This is a genomic window from Streptomyces sp. R-74717 (assembly GCF_047305335.1).
Lineage (GTDB): Bacteria > Actinomycetota > Actinomycetes > Streptomycetales > Streptomycetaceae > Streptomyces > Streptomyces atratus.
Genome location: NZ_CP102361.1, coordinates 2,105,747 through 2,127,541, shown reverse-complemented (window position 1 = coordinate 2,127,541; position 21,795 = coordinate 2,105,747). Strand labels below are relative to the sequence as shown.

The 21,795-nt window shown below is 67.6% G+C and carries 23 protein-coding genes and 2 pseudogenes; 16 read left to right on the top strand and 9 right to left on the bottom strand.

From position 1 onward, the window contains the following. Positions 1–74: 74 nt before the first annotated feature. Entirely contained in the window at positions 75–266 is a 192-nt protein-coding gene (locus NRF20_RS09540; RefSeq protein WP_327277389.1) for a hypothetical protein, read from the bottom strand. A gap of 359 nt (positions 267–625) precedes the next feature. On the opposite strand from NRF20_RS09540, the gene NRF20_RS09535 reads away from it, so the two are divergent. From NRF20_RS09535 to NRF20_RS09500, 8 genes and pseudogenes are all read left to right on the top strand, one after another. Beyond that, on the top strand, positions 626–1,186 hold the full coding sequence (locus tag NRF20_RS09535) for a hypothetical protein (RefSeq protein WP_398635101.1): 561 nt from the start codon (positions 626–628) through the stop codon (positions 1,184–1,186). Then, positions 1,183–1,347: pseudogene (locus NRF20_RS09530) on the top strand (IS6 family transposase); the annotation flags it as partial. The gene NRF20_RS09535 and the pseudogene NRF20_RS09530, both read left to right, overlap by 4 nt. A 562-nt stretch (positions 1,348–1,909) precedes the next feature. Then, positions 1,910–4,534, top strand: a complete 2,625-nt coding sequence (locus NRF20_RS09525) for a GH92 family glycosyl hydrolase (RefSeq protein WP_413752398.1) — start codon at positions 1,910–1,912, stop codon at positions 4,532–4,534. A 135-nt stretch (positions 4,535–4,669) separates the two neighbouring features. Next, positions 4,670–5,395, top strand: coding sequence for an IS6 family transposase (locus NRF20_RS09520; protein ID WP_413752397.1), 726 nt, complete (start codon positions 4,670–4,672; stop codon positions 5,393–5,395). Between the two features lie 492 nt (positions 5,396–5,887). Beyond that, complete coding sequence (locus NRF20_RS09515; RefSeq protein WP_398632928.1) at positions 5,888–6,865, top strand: IS110 family transposase; 978 nt, start codon at positions 5,888–5,890, stop codon at positions 6,863–6,865. 24 nt (positions 6,866–6,889) lie between these two features. Then, positions 6,890–8,185: a 4-carboxymuconolactone decarboxylase gene (gene pcaC / locus NRF20_RS09510; protein ID WP_398632929.1), complete on the top strand. Its 1,296-nt coding sequence runs from the start codon at positions 6,890–6,892 to the stop codon at positions 8,183–8,185. 13 nt (positions 8,186–8,198) lie between these two features. After that, on the top strand, positions 8,199–8,855 hold the full coding sequence (locus NRF20_RS09505; RefSeq protein WP_398632930.1) for an MBL fold metallo-hydrolase: 657 nt from the start codon (positions 8,199–8,201) through the stop codon (positions 8,853–8,855). A 48-nt stretch (positions 8,856–8,903) separates the two neighbouring features. Then, positions 8,904–9,683 carry an exodeoxyribonuclease III gene (locus NRF20_RS09500; protein ID WP_398632931.1) on the top strand — a complete coding sequence of 260 codons (780 nt, stop codon included), beginning with the start codon at positions 8,904–8,906 and terminating at the stop codon, positions 9,681–9,683. 135 nt (positions 9,684–9,818) lie between these two features. On the opposite strand, the gene NRF20_RS09495 is transcribed toward NRF20_RS09500, so the two are convergent. Both NRF20_RS09495 and NRF20_RS09490 read right to left on the bottom strand, forming a co-directional pair. Then, positions 9,819–11,000: a Cmx/CmrA family chloramphenicol efflux MFS transporter gene (locus NRF20_RS09495; protein ID WP_413752396.1), complete on the bottom strand. Its 1,182-nt coding sequence runs from the start codon at positions 10,998–11,000 to the stop codon at positions 9,819–9,821. A gap of 495 nt (positions 11,001–11,495) precedes the next feature. Then, positions 11,496–12,215, bottom strand: coding sequence for an SDR family oxidoreductase (locus NRF20_RS09490; protein WP_398632933.1), 720 nt, complete (start codon positions 12,213–12,215; stop codon positions 11,496–11,498). 34 nt (positions 12,216–12,249) lie between these two features. On the opposite strand from NRF20_RS09490, the pseudogene NRF20_RS09485 reads away from it, so the two are divergent. Next, a pseudogene (locus NRF20_RS09485) lies at positions 12,250–12,465 on the top strand (TetR/AcrR family transcriptional regulator); the annotation flags it as partial. Positions 12,466–12,803: 338 nt separating this feature from the next. Here NRF20_RS09485 and NRF20_RS09480 read toward each other — a convergent pair. The 5 genes from NRF20_RS09480 to NRF20_RS09460 form a co-directional block, all read right to left on the bottom strand. Further along, the gene (locus tag NRF20_RS09480) at positions 12,804–13,004 is read right to left on the bottom strand and encodes a hypothetical protein (protein WP_398632935.1); all 201 of its coding nucleotides are present in this window, start codon (positions 13,002–13,004) and stop codon (positions 12,804–12,806) included. Between the two features lie 185 nt (positions 13,005–13,189). Beyond that, positions 13,190–13,417: a hypothetical protein gene (locus NRF20_RS09475; protein WP_266356395.1), complete on the bottom strand. Its 228-nt coding sequence runs from the start codon at positions 13,415–13,417 to the stop codon at positions 13,190–13,192. Positions 13,418–14,416: 999 nt separating this feature from the next. Further along, on the bottom strand, positions 14,417–14,650 hold the full coding sequence (locus NRF20_RS09470; protein ID WP_398632936.1) for a hypothetical protein: 234 nt from the start codon (positions 14,648–14,650) through the stop codon (positions 14,417–14,419). Between the two features lie 48 nt (positions 14,651–14,698). Further along, positions 14,699–14,872 carry a hypothetical protein gene (locus NRF20_RS09465; RefSeq protein ID WP_398632937.1) on the bottom strand — a complete coding sequence of 58 codons (174 nt, stop codon included), beginning with the start codon at positions 14,870–14,872 and terminating at the stop codon, positions 14,699–14,701. 9 nt (positions 14,873–14,881) lie between these two features. Beyond that, positions 14,882–15,424 carry a flavoprotein gene (locus NRF20_RS09460; protein WP_398632938.1) on the bottom strand — a complete coding sequence of 181 codons (543 nt, stop codon included), beginning with the start codon at positions 15,422–15,424 and terminating at the stop codon, positions 14,882–14,884. Between the two features lie 120 nt (positions 15,425–15,544). Here NRF20_RS09460 and NRF20_RS09455 point away from each other — a divergent pair, with 120 nt between their 5' ends. Both NRF20_RS09455 and NRF20_RS09450 read left to right on the top strand, forming a co-directional pair. Then, positions 15,545–16,729 (top strand): helix-turn-helix domain-containing protein, encoded by a 1,185-nt coding sequence (locus NRF20_RS09455; protein ID WP_398632939.1) that lies wholly within the window; start codon positions 15,545–15,547, stop codon positions 16,727–16,729. 113 nt (positions 16,730–16,842) lie between these two features. Continuing rightward, the gene (locus NRF20_RS09450; RefSeq protein ID WP_398632940.1) at positions 16,843–17,055 is read left to right on the top strand and encodes a hypothetical protein; all 213 of its coding nucleotides are present in this window, start codon (positions 16,843–16,845) and stop codon (positions 17,053–17,055) included. A gap of 223 nt (positions 17,056–17,278) precedes the next feature. Here NRF20_RS09450 and NRF20_RS09445 read toward each other — a convergent pair whose 3' ends face one another. Further along, on the bottom strand, positions 17,279–17,512 hold the full coding sequence (locus tag NRF20_RS09445; RefSeq protein ID WP_398632941.1) for a helix-turn-helix domain-containing protein: 234 nt from the start codon (positions 17,510–17,512) through the stop codon (positions 17,279–17,281). Between the two features lie 466 nt (positions 17,513–17,978). Here NRF20_RS09445 and NRF20_RS09440 point away from each other — a divergent pair, with 466 nt between their 5' ends. The 5 genes from NRF20_RS09440 to NRF20_RS09420 all read left to right on the top strand — a co-directional run bounded on the left by NRF20_RS09440 (position 17,979) and on the right by NRF20_RS09420 (position 21,743). After that, on the top strand, positions 17,979–18,431 hold the full coding sequence (locus NRF20_RS09440; protein ID WP_398632942.1) for a DUF6278 family protein: 453 nt from the start codon (positions 17,979–17,981) through the stop codon (positions 18,429–18,431). Positions 18,432–18,542: 111 nt separating this feature from the next. After that, positions 18,543–19,286, top strand: coding sequence for an amino acid ABC transporter ATP-binding protein (locus tag NRF20_RS09435; protein ID WP_266365095.1), 744 nt, complete (start codon positions 18,543–18,545; stop codon positions 19,284–19,286). Between the two features lie 14 nt (positions 19,287–19,300). Continuing rightward, a complete protein-coding gene (locus NRF20_RS09430; RefSeq protein ID WP_398632943.1) occupies positions 19,301–20,212 on the top strand; it encodes a glutamate ABC transporter substrate-binding protein in 912 nt (303 codons plus the stop codon). A 17-nt stretch (positions 20,213–20,229) separates the two neighbouring features. Continuing rightward, positions 20,230–20,874, top strand: a complete 645-nt coding sequence (locus tag NRF20_RS09425; protein ID WP_266356380.1) for an amino acid ABC transporter permease — start codon at positions 20,230–20,232, stop codon at positions 20,872–20,874. After that, a complete protein-coding gene (locus tag NRF20_RS09420) occupies positions 20,871–21,743 on the top strand; it encodes an amino acid ABC transporter permease (RefSeq protein ID WP_398632945.1) in 873 nt (290 codons plus the stop codon). The genes NRF20_RS09425 and NRF20_RS09420 overlap by 4 nt, the downstream gene beginning before the upstream one ends. The last annotated feature ends 52 nt before the right edge of the window (positions 21,744–21,795 follow it).

The following is a 21,795-nucleotide window of genomic DNA, read 5'->3' as shown; positions in this document are numbered from 1 at the left end:
GCGGACCCGCCGGTGTGAGCACCGGCGGGTCCCGGACGCGCTTGCGCGCACTCGCGTGCGCGTCGGTCAGCCGATCACATGACGTCGGGGTAGCAATCCCCGCACCCGGCCTCGATCTTCTGGTCCGAGGTCGGGGACGCGGCGGCATCCCCGACAGACGGCACGAAGAACGCCCCTCCGGCAACGGCGAGCGCCGCCACGCTCAGCGCGGCACGCTTGGAGATCTCCGCACGCTTCAACGGCTCTACGGCCTGGGAATACGACATGACCACTCCTTTCCCCGGCAGCGGTTTCCGCCGCGCCCGGGTGTTCACTCGGCCCCGGTTCCGAGGCCGAGACAGATCTTGCGTCGGCCCACGTACGGAGGAGAAGCAGCACTGACGTATTCCATACGCCACTTACGGATCTCTGATGCGCCCTCTCCCTCTCCTTCGGTGTCGCAGAGGGTGACGGCGAGTCCGAGGACGGCGAGGTAGTTGCGGGGGGTGGCGTTCGTAGCGGTGGTTGAGTCTGCGGTAGCCGGTCAGCCAGGACGTTGGGTCGGCCGCGGCCGAGCAAACGAGGAGGGCGGACCCGTAGCACCACCGTCCAGCAACTGGCAAAGGGCGCCGAGCTGACCGAAGGCATGCACATCGGTCCGTGGAATACGACGCCGTGCCTGATCCTGTCCACAGAACTTATGGGGCAGGGCGGAATCGTGGTCAATGCCCTGCAGGTGCGAGGCGAATTCCTTCTCCCTCTCCGCACACCGGGTGCCCCGGGAAACGCCGATGTAGAGATCCGAGACAAGGCCGGCATCCCCTACCCGAACACCATTCACATACCCGCCCGCGACGGGAAACGGGCACGGACCGTCGACGGCTTCCAAGTAGCCGAGGCCGACCGCGATTGGTTCGGTCAGCTCCTGGCCCGTACCGGAGCTGCCAACCTGACCGCTCTGGCTGGCGGAGGACCCCAAACTGTCTCCTCCCCAGAAGCCGAGAGCGCCTTCATCGTCAGCGTGTCCGACACCCTGCAGGAGGCGCTGGCCTCGGCAACGCACGCTTCCCTGGCCGAGGCCGCTGGGCCGTGGTCTGAGACCGATGAGCTTCGGCAGTACGGAATCACCGCCGAAACCGCGACCGGGGTGTTGGACCTTCTTTCGGGCCTGGCCAGTCGCGCACTCTCGGCAGGATGTCGCCTGTAGGCGGGGCTCAGCGGTTCCTGTCCGCGTTCAGCGGCATCTCGCCCCACTTCCGCCCTCACCGCCACCTGATGACAGCCTCCGACCACCGAGCCGAGACGACCGTCCGCTTCGCGATCCGGGACCAGATCACCCAAGCTGCCAGCCGGCCCACCACGGCCTGACCACAGGCCCGGACCGCAACCCCACCATGCCCCAACGCGCCGTCAGGCACCGACATACTCAACAACTTGACAGCGCCTCGCTGGCGGGTCACCATGCTGAGCCTCTGGCCCGCGGACGACCGCACCGTGCCGCCTGCATACGATCAAACAAGGCGTGATCGCGCATCTTTTTTTTGCAACAGGGCCTTGCCTAGTATGTGCCCAGCCATTTAAATGTGGGCACTCGATCGAGGCGTCTTGGTGGCCACTGTGGGCCACATGGCGGCGGCCGATCGGTCAATGACGCGACCGGAAGGCCTGCAGCAAACACCGAGTAGATCTCCTCCGGCTCCGCGTCCGGGGAGTGTGACAACGTTGTCAATTCGTAGTTCCCACCCTGGAGGCATTGGTGATCGCCAGTCGGTATCCGGACAGTCCGGGGAGAGCCCCGGCCCGGACTTCGCTCGTGAGGCACGTGAAGTCGGCCCCCAGGGGGCTAGCAGCCCTGATCACGGGCGGACTGCTGGCCGCATTGGTCCCGTGGATCGGCGTGACAGTCCCGGCGGCCGCAGCGCCGTCTGGCGTGACTGCGGCGTCCAACGTCGAGCATGTCGATCCCTTCATCGGGACGACGGGCGCCAGTAGCAGCGAGTACGGGGGCATGATCCCCAGTACGGCGCTCCCTTTCGCGATGACCCGATGGTCGCCGATGACCCGCACCAACTACGTCAGCAGGCTGCCCTACCACCACAACGACACGAAGATCACCGGGTTCATCGGCACCCATCAGCCGGCGATCTGGATGGGCGACTCCGGCTATGTGGTGGGCATGCCCGGAATCGGCGCAGTCAAGACGGCCGAGGCGGATCGAGGCCTGCCCTTCACTCACTCCGATGAGACTGCCGCGCCGGACAAGTACACGGTGAACATGACCCCTGCGCCCGGGCAGGTACTCAAGGCCGAACTCACCGGAACCTCCCGGGTCGGGCACCTGCGGCTGACCTATCCCGAGGGGGCCGCGACGAACTTCGTGATGCAGGCCACCCGGTCCGGCATCACCGGGAATGTGCACATCGACCCGGCCAAGAAGGAGATCACCGGCTACAACCCCGACCGCCAGGACAGCAAGCTCGGCCCGTCCAGGGCACCCGGTTTCAAGGGGTACTTCGTCGCGCGGTTCGACACCGCCTTCGACAGCTACGGCACGGCCAAAGGTGCGACGCAGTTCGACGGGGAGGCCGACCGTACGGACCAGGACCTCGCAGGCTACGTCCGGTTCCCCGCCGGCAGCGAGACGGTAAACGTCCGGATCGCGACCTCGTTCATCTCGGTGGACCAGGCGCGGGCCAACCTCAATGCAGAGGTTCCCGACGGCCAGAGCTTCGATGCCACCGCGGCCAAGACCAGGGCCGCCTGGGCCGACAAGCTCGACCGCGTCGACATCTCCGGCGCCACCCCCGATCAGCGCACCACTTTCTACACCAGCATGTACCACGCGTTGCAGTACCCCTCGGAGATGTCCGAGCAAGGCCGCTACTACAGCGCCTACGACGACAAGGTCCACGAGGGCGTCAGCTACACCGGATACTCGCTCTGGGACACCTTCCGGGCGCAGAACGCGTTCCTCACCCTCTTCGCTCCGGAACGCATCAACGACATGGTCACCTCGATGCTGCAGGACTACAAGCAAAGCGGCTGGCTTCCCATGTGGAAGAACTTCGCCGAGACCAACATCATGGTGGGCACGAACGCCGACTCGATCATCGCGGAGAGCATCGCCAAGGGCTTCGACGGGTTCGACCTGGACCTCGCCTACGAGGCCGTCCGCAAGAACGCGATGACACCTCCCGACAAGGACACCGAGTTGTGGTGGGGCGACCGGCAGGAGGGAACGCCCGCCGAGGCACGCGCAGGCCTGACGACGTACAAGCAGAACGGCTGGGTCGCCGCCGACCGCACCGCGGAAGCAGGCAGCCGCACCCTTGACTACGCCTACGAGGACTGGGCCGTCGCACAGGTCGCCAAGGCCGTCGGCAACACCGACGACGCCCAGTTCTTCCTGGACCGCAGCAAGAACTACAAGAACCTGTACAACCCCACGACGGGCTTCATGCAGGCCCGCAACTTCGACGGCTCCTGGAACAACGGCGGCTGGACCGAGGGCGACAAGTGGGTATACACCAACGATGTCATGCATGACGTCCCTGGCCTGATCGCTCTCAAGGGCGGCGACGCCAAGTTCGCCGAGTGGCTCGACAGCTACTTCGACGGCGGGCACAACAACCAGACCAACGAGCCCAGCCACCACTCTCCCTACCTGTACAACTACGCCGGCCGGCCATGGAAGACCCAGGAACTGGTCCGCCAGATCGCAGACGAGCACTACCACGCCACCCCCGACGGTCTCTCCGGCAACGACGACTGCGGCCAGATGTCCGCCTGGTACCTGTTCTCCGCGATGGGCTTCTACCCCGTCAACCCGGCCTCCGGTGAGTACGCGGTGGGCAGCCCCATGTTCGACAAGGTCACGCTTCGGCTGCCCGGGACCACCAAGCCGCTGGTGATCAACTCCAAGGGCGCAAAACTCAAGCCGTACGTGAAGGGACTGAGCCTCAACGGCAAGCGCATCACCAAGCCGTTCCTGAGCCACTCCGACCTCACCGGCGGTGGAAACCTCAAGTTCACCATGAACGCGGCGCCGCAGAGCTGGGGCGCTTCGACCACCCCCCCGCCCGCGAAGCCCGTGAATCTCGCCGCCCACAAGCCGGTCACGATGATCAACGGCACCCCGGCAACCACCTGGGGCAAGCCCACCGAGAACGCCGTCGACGGCAATCTCACGAACATGGCACAGTCGACCACCAGCGATCCCTGGAGCCTGAAGGTCGACCTGGGCGCCAGCACCGCGGTCCGCCGGATGGAGGTCAACCCCGACTGGGAGAACTACCCGGCAAGTTATGACCTCAAGGTCTCGCAGGACGGCACCAACTGGAAAACAGTGGCCGGCGAAGCCGACTCCGGCGGCACCACCGACTGCGCCGCCCACGGCGTCCAGAAATGCGGTCAGCCGCACTCGTACACCTTCCCCAAGGTGAAGGCCCGCTACGTGCTCCTGAGCGTCAACAGCTGGGTCTCCGCCAAGACCGGCGCACCAGCCAACGGATGGGGCTGGGGCCTCAACGAGTTCGGAGTCTTCGCCACCAGCTGAGGACCGGCCGGACAGCTGCCTGCCGAGCAGCTGTCCGGTGCTGTTCGCCGGCACGAACATGAGCAACGCCACCGAGGGCACTGTCACGTTGGCTGACGAGTGGGATGATCTTCGGGTTGATCATGGTGGAGGGGGTTGTCCGTGGCCAGTACGCCGCCGTCGTACAAGGGGCACCGGTACCCGGTCGAGGTGATCTCCCACTGCGTGTGGCTGTACTTCCGCTTCCCGTTGTCATTCCGTGAGGTGGAGGAGCTGATGGTGCAGCGCGGCATCATCGTCTCCTACGAGACGGTCCGCCGCTGGTGCCTGAAGTTCGGACAGGCCTATGCCGACGGACTGCGCCGCCGTCGGCCACGGCCCGGGGACAAGTGGCACCTGGACGAGGTCTTCATCAAGGTCAACGGCGAGCTGAAGTATCTGTGGCGGGCCGTCGACCAGAATGGCAACGTCCTCGACATCCTCGTCCAGAATCGGCGGGACAAGACCGCGGCAAGACGCTTCTTCCACCGCCTGATAAGGAAGACCCGTACGGTGCCGAGGGTGGTCGTCACCGACAAGCTCCGCTCCTGCAGTGCGGCGCACCGCGAGGTCAGGCCCTCGGTGGAACACCGCTCCCACAAGGGCCTGAACAACCGGGCGGAGAACTCCCACCAGCCCACGCGGCAGCGTGAACGCGCGATGAAGGGATTCCGTTCCGTAGGCGGGGCCCAGCGGTTCCTGTCCGCGTTCAGCGGCATCTCGCCCCACTTCCGCCCTCACCGCCAGCTGATGACAGCCTCCGACCACCGAGCCGAGATGACCGTCCGCTTCGCGATCCGGGACCAGATCACCCAAGCTGCCAGCCGGCCCACCACGGCCTGACCACAGGCCCGGAGCGCAAGCCCACCATGCCCCAACGCGCCGTCAGGCACCGACATACTCAACAACTTGACAGCGCCGTTCCGTGCACTCGTTGTCGTCAGCGGGCGCCAGTTGGCGAATGGTCGCCGCAGGCGGTCGGGTTTGAACGCATCTTTTGATGCGTCGTGTTGGGCGGGACGATGGGTGGGTGCTGTCCTGGGTCCGGGGTCTGACTCATGAGACGTTTGACCGGGGTGTCCTTCTCACACAGCGTCGACTGTGGTCCGGGGATGGTGCGTTGTCGGTACCGGGCTGGCGGGGTGTGTCTCGATAGGGGCTTGCCGATCAATCAGGCGTCATCACAATTCTGACCGCCCGACGCGGCCCGGTGCCGGCAACGCGATGAGCCATCGGACCGGAAGGCGAACGGGTATGCCCAGACAGAACACGTCCAGTACGTCCCCTGCCCCGCGTGCCCGCTGACGCCGGCCAACGGGGGAGGTGATCCTCGGGGTGGACACGCACCGGGACACTCATGTGGCTGCCGTCCTCTCCCCGCTCGGGGCAGTGTTCGGCACCGAAGAGTTCCCGGCCATCGCCGCCGGATACCGCGGGCTGCTCGCGTGGGCCGGCGACTTGGGCACGGTACGGCGGGCCGGGGTGGAGGGGACCGGGTCTTTCGGAGCGGCCCTGTCCCGCTACCTGCTGACCCAGGGCGTGGAAGTGTTCGAGGTGAACCGGCCGGACCGGACCGACCGTCGTCTCCGTGGCAAGTCGGACCCCTTCGATGCCCAGAACGCCGCCCGGGCGGTACTGAGCGGGCGGGCACGCGCCCGGGCCAAATCAGGCGACGGACCCGTACAGATAGCCCGGATGTACAAACTCACCAAGGGGTCGGCCGTCAAAGCCCGTACCCAGGCGATCAACCAGCTCAAGGCCGTCCTCATCACCGCTCACCCTGACCTGCGGGAAGAGCTGGCCGGGCTGAACAACCCGGACCTCTTCCGTGCCTGCGCACGGTTCGCCGAGGGCAGCAAAGACGACGAGGGCGAGGAGGAGACGGTGCTGCAGGCCACCCGCACGACTCTGCGCTTGCTGGCCCACCGGATCGAGCAACTCACCGAACAGATCCAGGACGTGGAGCACCGCTTGACCCGGCTCGCGGAACGCCACGCCCCGCAGCTGCTCGCTGTGGTGGGCATCGGCCCGGACACGGCCGTGACTCTGCTGATCACGATGGGGGACAACCCGGAGCGTCTGGCCAGTGAAGCGTCGTTTGCCGCACTGTGCGGGGTCAGCCCTGTCGAGCGTTCCTCAGGCGCGAGGCAGTACCGTCGCCTCAACCGCGGCGGCGACCGGCAGGCCAACGCCACCCTGCACCGGATCGTGCAGACCCGCCTGCGCTGCGATCCACGCACCCAGGAGTACTGGTGCCTCAAACGCTACGCCGCCCGTGAGGTGTTTCACCTGGTCAGGGCCATACAGTCGTAACCCAGTCATAGAGGCTGTTGTGAGATGTGGGAGCGTGGGCGGGTGAGTGAGACGACGACTGAAACCCTGCAATACCGCTTTGACGGGCCGGAAGACGCACCGGTCCTGGTCCTGGGCCCCTATCTCGGTACCACATGGCACATGTGGGACCGGCAGATACCGGAGCTCACCCAGCACTGGAGAGTCTTCCGCTTCGACCTCCCCGGCCACGGCGGCGCCCCCGCCCACCCCGCGACCGCCGTCACCGAACTCTCCGACCGGCTGCTCGCCACCCTCGACGGGCTCGGCGTCCAGCGCTTCGGGTACGCGGGCTGCTCCATCGGCGGCGCAATCGGCGCCGACCTCGCGCTGCGCCACCCGCACCGGGTCGCCTCGCTCGCGCTGGTCGCCGCCTCGCCCCGGTTCGGCAGCGCCGACGAGTTCCGCCAGCGCGGGGTGGTCGTCCGCACCAACGGCCTGGAGCCGATGGCCCGCACCGCGCCGGAGCGCTGGTTCACCCCCGGTTTCGCCGCCGCCCAGCCGGCCATCGTCGAGTGGGCCGTCCAGATGGTCCGCACCACCGACCCCGGCTGTTACATCGCCGCCTGCGAAGCCCTCGCCGTCTTCGACATCCGCGGCGAACTCGGCCGTATCACCGTTCCGACCCTCGTGCTGGTCGGCGCCGAGGACCGGGTCACCGGACCGGGCGACGCCCGCACCCTGGTCGCGGGCATACCGGACGCCCGGCTCGCCCTCGTCCCCGGCGCCTCCCACCTCGCGCCGGTCGAGCAGCCCGGAGCCGTCACCGATCTGCTCCTCACCCACTTCTCCACGGCCTGGCAGGACACCCTCGCCGCCATCCCCGCCCCGCCCTTCGCCCCGCAGCTCTCCGCCCCGGTGCTGCCCATCGCGGAGATCACCGCAGCCACACCGCAGCCCGAGACCGGGACCACCGGACGCGCCGACCCGTACGAGCCCGGCATGAAGGTGCGCCGCGAGGTGCTGGGCGACGCCCATGTGGACCGGACCATGGCCGCCTCCGACGATTTCACCGACGACTTCCAGGAGCTGGTCACGCGCTACGCCTGGGGCGAGGTCTGGACCCGGGAGGGCCTGGACCGCCGCACCCGCAGCTGTGTCACGCTCACCGCGCTGGTCACCTCCGGCCATCTGGAGAGCCTGGCCGCCCATGTCAGGGCCGCGCTGCGCAACGGCCTCACCCCGGCCGAGATCAAGGAGGTGCTGATGCAGACCGCCGTGTACTGCGGCGTACCGGCCGCGAGCGCCGCCTTCTCGATCGCCCAGACCGTGATTCAGGAAGAAACGAAGCCCCGCCCGTAGCAGGATGGAGTCCATGAACGCCGTGAACCCCGTGCACCTGACACTGACCAAGAAGACGCACTCCTGCATCCGTCTGGAGAAGGACGGGCGGACGCTCGTCATCGACCCGGGCGGCTTCTCGGAGCAGGACGCCGCCGTCGGCGCCGACGCGATGCTGGTGACGCACGAGCACCTCGACCATTTCGACGAGGGGCGGCTGCGCGCCGGTATGGAGGCCAACCCGGCCGCCGAGATCTGGACTCTTCGCAGCGTCGCCGACCAGCTCTCCGCGGCCTTCCCGGGTCGTGTCCACACCGTCGGCCACGGCGACACCTTCTCCGCGGCGGGCTTCGACGTACAGGTGCACGGCGAGCTGCACGCGGTGATCCACCCGGACATTCCGCGGATCACCAACATCGGCTTCCTGGTGGACGGCTCGATCTTCCACCCGGGCGACGCGCTCACCGTCCCCGACCAGCCGGTCGACACGCTGATGCTCCCGGTGATGGCCCCCTGGAACAAGATCTCCGAGGTCATCGACTACGTACGCGAGGTCAAACCGCGCCGCGCCATCGACATCCACGACGCGCTGCTCACCGATCTCGCCCGCCCGATCTACGACACCCAGATCGGCAACCTCGGCGGCACCGACCACGGCCGGCTGACCCCCGGGGATTCGACCGGCCTGTGACCGCCGCCGGTCCGGCGACTGTCAGTGGGAGCCGCTAGGTTTACGTACATGCGCATCGCCACGTGGAACGTCAATTCGATCACCGCCCGGCTCCCGCGGCTGCTGGCCTGGCTGGAGAGCACCGGCACGGATGTGCTGTGCATCCAGGAGACCAAGTGCACAGCCGAACAGTTCCCGGCGGACGAGCTCCGCGAACTCGGCTACGAGTCCGCGGTCAACGCCACCGGCCGGTGGAACGGGGTCGCACTGGTCTCCCGGGCCGGCCTGTCCGACGTCGTCCGGGGACTGCCCGAGGGTCCCGAGTACGACGGGGTGCAGGAGCCCCGGGCGATCTCCGCGACCTGTGGCCCGGTCCGTGTCTGGTCGGTGTACGTGCCCAACGGCCGCGAGATCGAGCACGCGCACTACGCGTACAAGCTGCGCTGGTTCGAGGCCCTGCAGAAGGCCGTCGCCGCGGATGCCGCGGGCTCGCAGCCCTTCGCGGTCCTGGGCGACTTCAATGTGGCCCCGACCGACGAGGATGTCTGGGATCCGGCGCTGTTCGAGGGCGCGACCCACGTCACTCCGGCCGAGCGCGCCGCCCTCGCCGCACTGCGCCAGGAGGGCTTGTCCGACGTCATGCCGCGCCCGCTCAAGTACGACCGCCCATACACCTTCTGGGACTACCGGGAGCTGCGGTTCCCGAAGAACAAGGGCATGCGGATCGACCTCGTCTACGGCAACGGGCCCTTCGCCGCGGCGGTCAAGGACAGCTATGTGGACCGCGAGGAGCGCAAGGGCAAGGGTGCGTCGGACCACGCCCCGGTGGTCGTGGACCTCGATCTCTGACGCCTCGGACGTCGGCCGTCGTTGTCAGTGGTCGCCGATACGGTGGTCGATGTCCTTATCCCGCTTGCTGGCTGCTTGCTGTGACCAGGACAGCCCCGCCCGTTCAGCGCCGGGCGGGGCTTCATTCATCGCCGGTCAGACCGCAGGGACTCCGTCCCGACTCCGGTCGGCGGCCCGGCGCATCCCCTGTGACGCCCCGGCGGTGCCCAGCGCCAGGACCATCAGGAGTGCGCTCACCCACAGCGGTGAGCGGAAGCCGAACCCCGCGTCGATCGCGAGCCCGCCGAACCAGGGGCCGAGCGCGCCGCCCACATTGAACGCGGACGTGGCGAACGAGCCGGACAGGGTCGGTGCGTCGGCCGCCAGCCGGAACACCCACGAGATCAGCGCCGTCCCGGTGCCGAACGCAAGCATGCCCTGGACGAAGACGAGCGCGACCGTTGCGAACGGGCTTCCCGCGGTCAGCGCGAACCCGGTCCAGCCGACGGCGAGCGAGAGCAGACCGGCCGTGGTGAGGGCGACCGGCCGGGCATCGATGAACCGGCCGGCGACGGTGACCCCGACGAACGAGCCCAGGCCGAACAGCGCGAGCAGGGCGGGCACCCAGGCGGCACCGAGTCCGGTGACATGGGTTGCGAGCGGCTCGAAGTAGGAGAACGCGCAGAACGTCGCCCCTTGCACGAGGGCGCTCGTCAGCAGGGTCAGCAGCAGCAGCCGCGGACGGGCCAGGGCCCCCAGCTCGTCGCGTGCGGGTGCGGGGGTGGACTCCGGCCGTGCCCCCGGAATCGTCCTGGCGATCACGACGACAGCCGGTACGGAGACGAGGGCCACGGCCCAGAACGCCGACCTCCACCCCCAGTGCCCGCCCAGCGCCGCACCGGCGGGCACCCCGGCCACACAGGCGATGGTGACGCCCCCGACCACCACGGACGTGGCGCGTGCCCGGGCCTCGGGTCCGACCATGGAGACCGCCGCCACCAGGGCCACGGCCCAGAAACCGGCATTCGCCAGCGCCCCGACGACCCGCGTCGCGAGAAGCACCCCATAGCTGGGGGTGAGTGCGCCGATGACATGGACGGCGCTGAAGACACAGAGGAAGAACAACAGGGCACGGCGGCGCGGCCAGTTCCGGCTGAAGAGCGCCATCAACGGCGCCCCGACGACCATGCCGATCGCGAAGGCCGAGGTGAGCAGCCCCGCAGCCGGAATGGATACGTGGAGGTCGGCGGCGATGTCCGAGACCAGACCGGACAGCATGAACTCGGATGTGCCCTGGGCGAAGACGGCGAGCCCGAGCGCGTAGACAGCAAATGGCATGAAGAAACCCCATGGACGGCTGATGGATGGACCAGACAGGGGGTGTGGGCCGCGCCCGCCCGTCATGACGAGCGGCAACACGGAGGAACGTCCGGGGTGTTCAAGGACGGGACTCGACAACTCGGCCGACGCCGCAGCCGGAGAATCTGCGCACGAGTGCGTCACGAGCGCATACGGGAAAGCGCAGCCCACACAGCGGTGGTCCTGCGGCGGCAGCCCGACGGCAGCGAACCCACGACCGGTACTCGGCCGTACGGGATCAACTCGACAATGGATCAGCCACCGGTGGACCGGTGGCTAGTCTCTGTCGGACTCGGGGCTGGACATGATCGCGAAGCTACCAGCTCGGATCTCCTCGCTGCCACCCCTTTTGCCGCCGGAGCACCGGCGCGTCGGCACATCTCGGCCACGTCTGTTGCCGCGCGTGCGGAACTCCGCCGCCAGGCAGGCCCGTCGGCGGAGTCACCGGTGCGGACTCAACCCAATGATGCGGACTCAACCCGATGACACGAGGCGCGCGCCACCGTCGGACTCGATGACCGTGCCCGTGGTGTTGGCATTGGTCGCGGCGAGAACGACCACCTCGGCGATGTCCTCCGCGGTGCCGACGCGCCGCGTCGGCAGGACCGCGGCGACCTGCGCGAAGTACGCCTGCTTGGCCTCCTCGGGCATGACGTTGCACCACGGGGTGTCGACGACCCCGGGCGAGACCGCGTTCACCCGTATCGGAGCGAGTTCCGTCGCCAGAGGCTTGACCAGGGACTCGACTGCGCCGTTGATCGCCGCGACGCCCGAGGTCCCCGGCAGACCGGCGCGGGCGGTGATCGCGCCGAGCAGAGTGATCGAGCCGTCCTCGGCGAGATGGGGCAGGGCGGCCTTGACCGTGGTGAGGTGCGCCCAGAACTTGGCGTCGAAGGCGCCGCGAAGCACCTCCAGGTCCAGCTCGGCGATCGGGCCGATGCCCTCGCTGCCGCTCAGTGTCAGGACCGGCCAGTCGATGGTGCCGATGGACTCGGCGAGGGCGCCGATCTCGTCGGCGTTCGAGGCGTCGGCCCGGTGGCCGATCAGCTCGGGGTCGGTGGCCGCGACCTCGCCGAGACGGCTCTTGCTGCGGTCGGCGAGGTGCACCGTCGTACCGCGGCGGTGCAGCAGCCCGGCCGAGGCGAGACCGATGCGGGAGGCTCCCCCGACAACGAGTGCGGTGCGCAGAGACATAGGACATCTCCTGATTCGAACCGTGGCGTCTCGTATTGAGCCAGCAGCATGTCGACGGAGAACACACCCCCCCACCGCGGCCCGCCCCGGCCGCAAGCGGAGCGAAGAGAGCCGGGTGGCGATTCTGGCCGCCGCGTTCGAGCTGATGAGCGATGTCGGATACGCGGGTCTGACCATCGAAGGCATCGCAGCCCGGGCCGGCTGCGGGAAGCAGACGATCTACCGCTGGTGGCGGTCGAAGGCCGATGTCACCTCCGGTTCCTGGCCCGTCCGGTGCGACCGGGCGGGCCGGGGCCGACTCCACTGTTCCGGGACCGGCCGGACCTGCGGGACCGCCCGGTCCTGCAGGGAAGGACAGCGCCGCAGGGACGGCACGAACGGCCGCGATGGCATCAACGGGCAGACCTGCCCGGCCGGGTACAGCCTCCAGCCACCGCCGGACGATCCGGACGCGCTGGTCTGCCGCCGCGATACGCCGAGCAGCCCCGGCTCCAACCCGAGCCCTGCCATCTACGGACTTCCGCCGGACCGCCGCCGCTCATGAACCACCGCCCCCTGCCCGGCTTCGGCCGGGGCAGGGGGCTTTCGTCATGCTGCTTCGTACCAGTGGGCCCAGCCGCCCTGCTCCACCACCCAGTCCGGTGCCGCCGGCCGCCGCTCCTCGCCCTGCTGCTGCTCGGCTTCTCGCTGCTCGGCCGCCGCGATTGCTTCGTCGATCCGACCCAGCCACATGGCGTACCAGGTCCGCAGGGTGCGGAGGCGTGGCAGATCAGACGGAAGATCGTACATGTGTTCGGGTCTCTCGCTGTGCCAGCTGCACGGAAGCCGACGAGCGGAGCTGGCTCCTGTCGCACCAAACCTTGAGCGAATCTCACCGAAGCCTGACGGATTGCAGTTCGTCTCATCGAATATTGAGCACACAGGGCAGGACGTTGCCGAAGCCGGCACCACCATGGCCGGAGCGCGTCATGCCCTTAGCGGAAGTCTCCTGAGAGCCAAGCCAGGAGGCGCGACCTGTCGTCACAGCCCCGGAGCGTGTCGGCCGCCAGGTGGTCGCTGTACCGCACGGGTGCCGTCGGCACCTCGCACCGTGAGGGCAGGACGGGCTGTCCCAGGTACCAGCCGGCCGCGAATACGGCAGCCAGGACGGTGGCGGTCATCAGGCGGTGCGGGGTGAGCCATGCGGGTCTCGGTATACGCATGATCAGCGAGCCTACGGCCCCTGGTGATGAGCGCGGCACGCGGATGTTCGTACTCACCTGCCGAAGGCCGCAGCACCCCTTCGCTCAAGGTTGATCGAGATCGCTCAAGCTCGGGTGAGACAGGACAGGAGCCGCATGGACGCCGCCGGCTTGCTGCGGGCCCTCGGCGTAGCGCGGCCGCCGTATGCCCCGCCGTAGACTTATCAGGGAGCTTGAGCCTTGCCAGACGTCCAGTTCAGGCGGGCCCCGCGACATTGATCCCGCCAAGGGTAGCGGGATTGGAGTTTCCCACGGCTCCTGCCATCGCGGGCTCTCTCTCAAATGAGCGGAAGCCTCTGCCTCGCTTTGTGAGCGGTGGAATCCCCTCAGGAAGGACGTGGGCCAGATGATCCACCATGTGAGCCAGGTGCCCATCAGTGACATCACAGTGGCCGCTTCGGCTGTGCGCTGGATTTTCCCCGTCGGCATAGCAGTGGTCGTAGTCGCTGTTCTGATTGGCCTCGTCTGGTGGGACGCGCACCGTCGGTCTCGGGTACGACAGCAGGGACCACGGGCCGAGCCTTCCTCCCGAAGCGACGAAAACTTGAGGGCTGCAGATGATTTCGGGGAAGGTCTCAGCCCATATGAGCTCAACCGGCCCTCTTCGCCGAGGGACGCACGCAAGGATGACAACGGTGGGGCTTTTGGCAGTGGAGGACCCGGCGGCTGACGGGTCGGCGACATAGGCGGCACTTGCCGAGATCATCGCGCGGTCAAGATCTACTTTCGTAGTGAACAGAGCCACAGAAGAGGCGGACTGATACCGCCCCAACTGTCGACGGCGTCTGGAACACTGGCCTTGGCCCTGCTGCATCCCCCGTCGGCGGGGCCACCTGCTGCCCAGCCCGGTTGTCATACCGGCCCAGTACCGTGGACTCATCACATTCGCGCCTATGGCTGGGCGCAGCTACGAGACCGCCCCTCACCCGGAACAGCGCCCGGGAGAGGGGCGGACGTGCATCAGCCGTCTTCCGGCTTCGGAAGCAGTACTGCCTTCTTCACGGCCATCTCCAGCTCGGACTGGGACACACCAGTTGCCTCGGCGTGCGCGGTCACCGCGGCCTGGAACTTCGCCGCCGCCTCACGCCACGGCGCCCACGCCCCCTCCACGTACGGCTCGGCCAGGGCCTTGCGCTGATCTTCAACGGCGGAACGTTCCAGCATGATCAGATCTTCAGGGATATCGATTGCCACGGCCGGATCGTGAACGGCAGCACTGACAATCGACCGAAGCCGCGCAGGTCAGGCCGCCGCGACGACATCCGCCCGGACCGCGGCTTCCCACTCCACCAGCAGCCGCTGATACTCCGCCTCACCCTCCGGCGACAGCGGGCCGGCCGCCCACAGCGCGCGGATGTCCACGTTCACCTCGGCGGGGGAGCGCACAGGCGTGGCAGGCGAAGGGATGATCGGCATGAGAGAAGGCTACGAGGCAGGACTGACAATCGCGCCGACCGCGTCCAGGGCGAGATGCCAAGGAAAGCCCTCAGGATGCCGTTCGCCCGGCTGGTTCGGCTCGAACCCGCCCGGCCCGTACAGCACGGTCACCCCGGCCCCGCGCAGGGTCTCGACCGATCGGTCAAATTGCGGATGCTGCACATAGGCCGCGTTCACGCACGGCATCGCCACGGTCGGGATCCTCTTTCCGATCCCCTCGGCGACCACCCCGACGACGAATGACGACGTCAGCCCGAGTGCCCAGGCATTGACCGTGTTGAAGGTGGCCGGCGCCAGCAGAATCGCGTCCGCTGGTGGCCACACATCCGGCTCCCCGGGCAGTTTGTACTCGGAGCGCACTGGATGCCCGGTCAGCCGCTCCAGTTCCGGGAGTTGCTCACCCAGCCACCGGGCCGCCGTCGGCGTCAGCCCGAGGCACACATCCCACCCGCGGGCCTGAGCGTTCTCAATGACCTCGGCAACCTCGAAGACGGGTGGGGCGGCCGGGCCGAACAGGTACAGAGTCGCCATGCCGCCATCCGACCACACATGCAACCGCCCCCGAACCGGGTGGAATCGGGGGTGAGGCGGGATCCAGCGCGCGGACGCGCGGGTACCGTTCCGGATGACGAGTCAGGAACGGAGACCAGTATGCCCAGACTGGACGACGACCACACAGGCGCCCGGATCAAAGAGCAGCGGAAGCTTGCCAGGCTGACACAGCGGCAGCTGGCCGACCGGCTCCCGTACTCGTACAGCCTCCTCAATCAAGTTGAGTGCGGCGCCAAGCCCGCCAACCTTGACTTCGTCGCGGCGGTTGCCCAGGCCCTTCGGATCGACGTCACCGTGCTGACGGGACAGCCCTACGTGACCGAACTGCAGCAGGACCGCCTCGCCGAACTCGTGCGCCCCATCCGGGAAGCGCTCGACCTGTACGACCTGGGGGCCGACGACGCCATCCCTGACAGGCCCGCCGAGCGGCTGATCGCCAACGCCGAAGACCTTTGTGCCCAGGTGCGGGCTACGCGCTTGAGGAACGCGGCCCGCCTGCTGCCCGCCACGATCGCGGAACTCACCACCGCGGCTTGGCGTAGCCAGTCGACGGAGCTGTGGCAGGCGCTGGCCTCGACGTACCGCACCGCACACGACATCTCGGTGAAGCTCGGTTACTACGACCTCAGCTCAGTCGCCCTGGACCGTATGGACTGGGCAGCGCACCGAGCGTCCGATCCGTGTCTGGCCGCCATCCGCCAGTACATGCGGGCTCTGGTGTACTTCCGGGAAGGTGAGTACACGATTGGGCAGCGCCTCGTTGCCGCCGGCCACGGCATCGTCGGCGCGGCAGAGCAGACTCGGGAGGCAGTGGCCGTCACCGGGCAACTCCACCTCGGGGCGTCCGTCATCGCAGCCCGCGCCGACCGGCAGACCGCGGTCGACACCCACATCGCCGAAGCCCGCGACTGCGCCAGGCAGACCGGAGACGCCTCCGAAGTCCACTGGCTCAGCTTCGGGCCGACGAACGTCGCGCTCCACAAGATGTCGGCCGCGGTCGAGATGCGGCAGTACGACGAAGCCCTCACCCAGGCCCGGCAGATCACCCTGCCGACGGCGCTGGCCACATCGCGGCGCGCCCACTTCCTCATCGACAAGGCCCGCTCGGAGATGGAAACCGGCCGGACCGAGGCCGCGCTCAGTAGCATCGTCGACGCCCGGCACGCCGCCCCGGAGCAGACGCGCTATCACCCCGGGGCCCGCGAGACCATCAAGGGCCTGGTGCACATCTCGCGCCGCACTCCGGACACCCTCGGCCACATGGCTGCCTGGATCAGCCTGTAGCCGCACTCACGCCCTGACCTGCCAACGCTCACGAATCTGTGAGCGTTGAGCCCCTTCCCGCCCATCACGCTGGTCTCGTACCTGATCAACGACGAGCCGGGGACGCCATAACCGTGAGGGACTTACCGCCAGTCGGCGAACTGACGGAACAGCAGCAGCGCGGATGGTCCTGCGTCTGGTGCAGGACCGCTCTCACCGTCGGCGAGGACATGGACCTCGGCGAGAAGCGGGCCCGGCCCGAAGGAGGCGCCGCGTACAGCTGGTTCCCGAGGGCCTGCTCGGATGCCGCCGCCTGCGCCGCCCGGGAGACAGGCAAGATGCCGTGACGGCCTTGGCTGAGGGCCCAGGCCCAGCGTCCCGGCCGCTCCCTGACCCGGGGACGCTGACGTGGGACCAGTCCGCCGGCCGCGCCTGCATCTGGTGCATCCAGACGCTCACCACTGGTGCGGTGAGCGTCTGGATCATCCGCGACCGGCCCGGGGCCCACAACCTCGATACCGAGGTATGGGCCGGACCTTGCTGCCAGGGCGCGGGGCCGTAAGCGGGCTGCTACTCGCCGAGGAGCGCGCCGACTGTGGTGTCGAGCGTGTCGGCGATGCGCCTTGGGTGGCTGATTCGAGCGTCGTTCTGGGCGCCTTCGATGCGCTGGATCGTGTCGCGGGAAATCTCGGCCCGATGGGCGAGCTGCTCCTGGGTGAGGTTTTGGTGCATGCGCCGGTCACGGATGCGGTCGCCGAGAGTACGGCGGTGTTCGAGGATCCAGGGCGGCAGGTCGGCAGGCACTCGACAAACGCTGTGACCTGCAAGGTCATACGTCAGCAGCTACTTTCCGGCATTTTTTGATCTTGAATGATCGCCCCATCCGCCGAAGGGCGGGCTGAAACCGCCCTGCGGCCTCCTGGCATATGCCGCATGGCTACCAGTACTGTCGCGGATTCGAACGCTTGTTCACTTGAGTGGGTGGCCAACGGGAAGCGATCTCCATCGTTGGTCATATTGCCGGTCTCGGGTCGCAGTCCACACCCCCCAAGGTGCAGCGACCCGGGGCCGGTTTTGTGTCATGGTGGGCTGATGTTCGCACTTCGCTACGTTGACGCGATGGGAGCCCGGTGGGAGTCGAGTGGGAGATGATCATGGGGAACGTGAGCGAACTGACGCCGACTGGAGCTGGCTACTCGACGTTGCCTGCGTGCGACGCCGCTCAGGCCGGGGCTGTATTCAGCGGCGACGCGTCAAAGGGGAATCGATCATGAACATCCCTTTCTTGGACAACTGGCGTAAGCGTCACGACGGTACGCGAGGGGTGGGGCTCGCAGCCGCCGTCGCGGCTGATCCTGAGGGCGTGGCCGAGCTCCTCGCCGAGTGCGAGCTGCTGCGTGTCCGGGCGGGGCAGCGTGGGCTCGAACTCGATGACAGCCCGGCCTCGTTGGCGGCTCTCGACCAGTTGCCGCCGCGCTGGCGCGACGATCCCGAGGAGTTGCCCTGGCTGGGCAACGACGCGGGGCTGTACCTGGGCACGGTTCTGGTGCGCAACGTCCCCGGTGCGGTCTGGAACATCTGGCCGGGCGGACAGCCTGTGGTGCGGCTCGCCTCGGGGCGGGAGATCGATGTGGTCGAGGCCGGGCTGGACTGGGCGATCGCGGGCAGCCCCGAGCTCTCGCAGGTGTACTCGGAGTCAGCCGAGGGGCAGAATTTTCACTAAAACCAAATAAGACGCCTTATGTCCCATTTATGCGTGTCGGAGGCGAAGTCCCTTTTCGCGCTGGATAGTTTGCGCTGACCTCGACATAGCGACAAGTGGGTGGGGCAGCGTATGGCCGTCGATCCGTTGATCGAGCTGCGGGACGTCAACAAGTTCTACGGACAGTTGCACGTATTGCGGGACATCAATCTCACCGTCGGCCGCGGGGAGGTGGTGGTGGTCATCGGCCCCTCCGGCTCCGGCAAATCAACGCTCTGCCGGACCATCAACCGGCTGGAGACGATCGAGTCGGGTCACATCGCGATCGACGGCAGACCTCTTCCGGAGGAGGGGAAGGGGCTGGCCGAGCTCCGGGCCGAAGTGGGCATGGTCTTCCAGTCGTTCAACCTGTTCGCGCACAAGACCGTGCTGGCCAATGTCTCGCTCGCCCAGCTCAAGGTCCGCAAGCGGAAGAAGGACGACGCCGACCGGCGCTCCCGGGAACTGCTGGAGCGGGTCGGACTCGCCTCGCAGGCCGAGAAGTTCCCCGCCCAGCTCTCCGGCGGCCAGCAGCAGCGGGTGGCCATCGCGCGCGCCCTCGCCATGGACCCCAAGGCCCTGCTCTTCGACGAGCCGACCTCAGCGCTCGACCCGGAGATGATCAACGAGGTGCTGGAGGTCATGCAGCAGCTCGCCCGGGACGGCATGACCATGGTCGTCGTCACGCACGAGATGGGCTTCGCCCGCTCCGCCGCCAACCGTGTGGTCTTCATGGCCGACGGCCGCGTCGTCGAGGACCGCACTCCCGAGGCGTTCTTCACCGCTCCGGAGAGTGACCGCGCCAAGGACTTCCTGTCCAAGATCCTCAAGCACTGACGGGGAGCTCCGTGTTGCGTACGAGAAGAGTTCTGGCCGCCTGCGCCGGTCTCCTGCTGGTCGTGCTCGCCGCCGGTTGCGGCAAGGAGGGCAGCCCGCCGGTGAAGGGCCCGAAGCCCGAGCAGTTGCCCGTATACAAGGTCGACACCAGCTTCCGGCTGCCCGAATCACCGACCTGGAAGAAGGCGAAGAAGCGCGGATACCTCAGGGTCGGGGCCAAGGAGGACCAGCCCTACCTGGGCGAGAAGGACCCGGCCACCGGCGTCTACTCCGGCTTCGACATCGAGATCGCCAAGATGATGTCGGCCGCACTCGGCTTCGACCCGAAGACGATCCGCTTCAAGACCATCGCCTCCGCCAACCGCGAGACGGCGCTTCAGAACGGCCAGATCGACTACTACGTCGGCACCTACACCATCAACGCCATGCGCAAGAAGCTCGTCGGCTTCGCCGGGCCCTACTTCATGGCCGGGCAGTCGCTGCTCGTCCGCACCGACGAACACGACATCAACGGCCCTCAGGACCTGGCGGGCAGGACGGTCTGCTCGGCAGCCGGATCGACCCCGTACCAGCGCGTCGCCGCCGACTACCCGAAGGCGATCCTGGTCGCCTACGACACGTACTCGATCTGCGTGGACAACCTGCTGACGTACCAGGTCGACGCCGTCACCACCGACGACGCGATCCTGTTGGGCTTCGCCGCCAAGGCGCCCAAGGAGCTGAAGGTGGTGGGCAAGCCGTTCTCCGAGGAGCCGTACGGCATCGGCGTCCCGCGCAGCGACAACGCGCTGCGGTTCGCCCTCAACGACGCCCTGGAGGCGAACGAGAAGAACGGCAACTGGAAGAGGGCGTTCGAGGCCACACTCGGTCTGTCCGGGGTGCCCGCGCCGACTCCGCCGCCCATCGACCGCTACCCGGCGACCTGAGAGGGCGGGCATCGACCATGGACGTACTCACACAGAACTTCTCGCTCTACGGCAAGGGTTTCCTCGGCACGGTCGAGCTGACCGTCTACTCCTCGATCCTGGCCCTGCTCCTCGGCTTCTTCATGGCCTCCTGCCGGGTGGCTCCCGTCGGCTCGCTCCGGGTGTTCGGCACGGTCTGGGTGATGGTGCTGCGCAACACCCCGCTGACGCTGCTCTTCTTCGCCGTCCTGCTCGGACTGCCGCGCTTCGGCCTGGTGCTTCCCTTCAAGGTCTTCGCGGTCCTCGCGCTCGGCTGCTACACCTCCGCGTTCATCTGCGAGGTGCTGCGCTCCGGCATCAACACCGTGCCGACGGGGCAGGGCGAGGCAGCCCGCAGCCTCGGTATGACGTTCGGCCAGACGCTGAACAACATCGTGCTGCCGCAGGCGTTCCGTTCGGTGATCCCACCGATCGGCTCGACGCTGATCGCCCTCGCCAAGAACTCGGCGATCGCCGGGGCCTTCAGCGTCACCGAGCTGCTCGGCACCTACAAGACCCTCAATGAGCTGGGTTACAGCATCATCTGGACCTTCGTCTGGATCGCCGTCGGCTACCTGATCATCACCCTGTCCATCAGTGCGCTCTTCAATGTGCTGGAGAAGCGCTGGGGAGTCGCCCGATGACCACCCACACCGCGCCGTCCCCCACCGCGCTCTACGACATCCCGGGCCCGGTCACCCGTAAACGCCACCGCTTGTACGGGATCGTCTCGACGGTCCTGATCCTCGCCCTGGTCGGCTGGGTCATCTATCTGCTCTTCGATACCGATCAGTTCACCAGCGCCAAATGGACACCCTTCGAGTACAAGGGCATTCAGGAGCTGCTGCTGCGCGGACTGGGCAACACCCTCAAGGCGTTCGCGTACGCCGCCGTGCTCTCCCTCGTGCTCGGGGCGGTGCTCGCCGTCGGCCGGCTCTCCGACCACCGGGTCGTGCGCTGGGTCTCTACGCTGCTGGTCGAGTTCTTCCGGGCCATGCCCGTTCTGGTGATGATCTTCTTCATCTTCGTGGCGCTGAAGGTGCAGCCGCTGCTCGCGCTGGTCACCGGTCTGACCCTGTACAACGGCTCGGTGCTCGCCGAGGTGTTCCGTACCGGAATCAATTCGGTGGAGCGCGGCCAGCGCGAGGCCGCGTACGCCCTGGGGATGCGCAAGACGCAGGTCACCACGTTCGTACTGGCCCCGCAGGCGGTGCGTGCCATGCTGCCCACGATCATCAGCCAGCTGGTGGTGGCTCTGAAGGACACCTCGCTCGGCTATCTGATCACTTACGAGGAATTCCTCCACGCGGGCAAGCTCATCGCGTCCAACCTCGACTACGATCTTCCCTTCATCCCTGTGGTGATGGTGATCTCGCCGATCTACATCGGGATGTGCATGCTGCTCTCCTGGTTCGCGACCTGGGTGGCCAAGCGGGAGCGGCGCAATCCGAAGACGAAGGCCGTGGAGGTCGCACCGGCCGAACCAGGAACGCTGCTGCCGGGAGTGCAGTAGCCGGGACCCGCTGCGAAGCGGTCCCCGAGGGGCAGTGCCCGCCCGGCAGCAG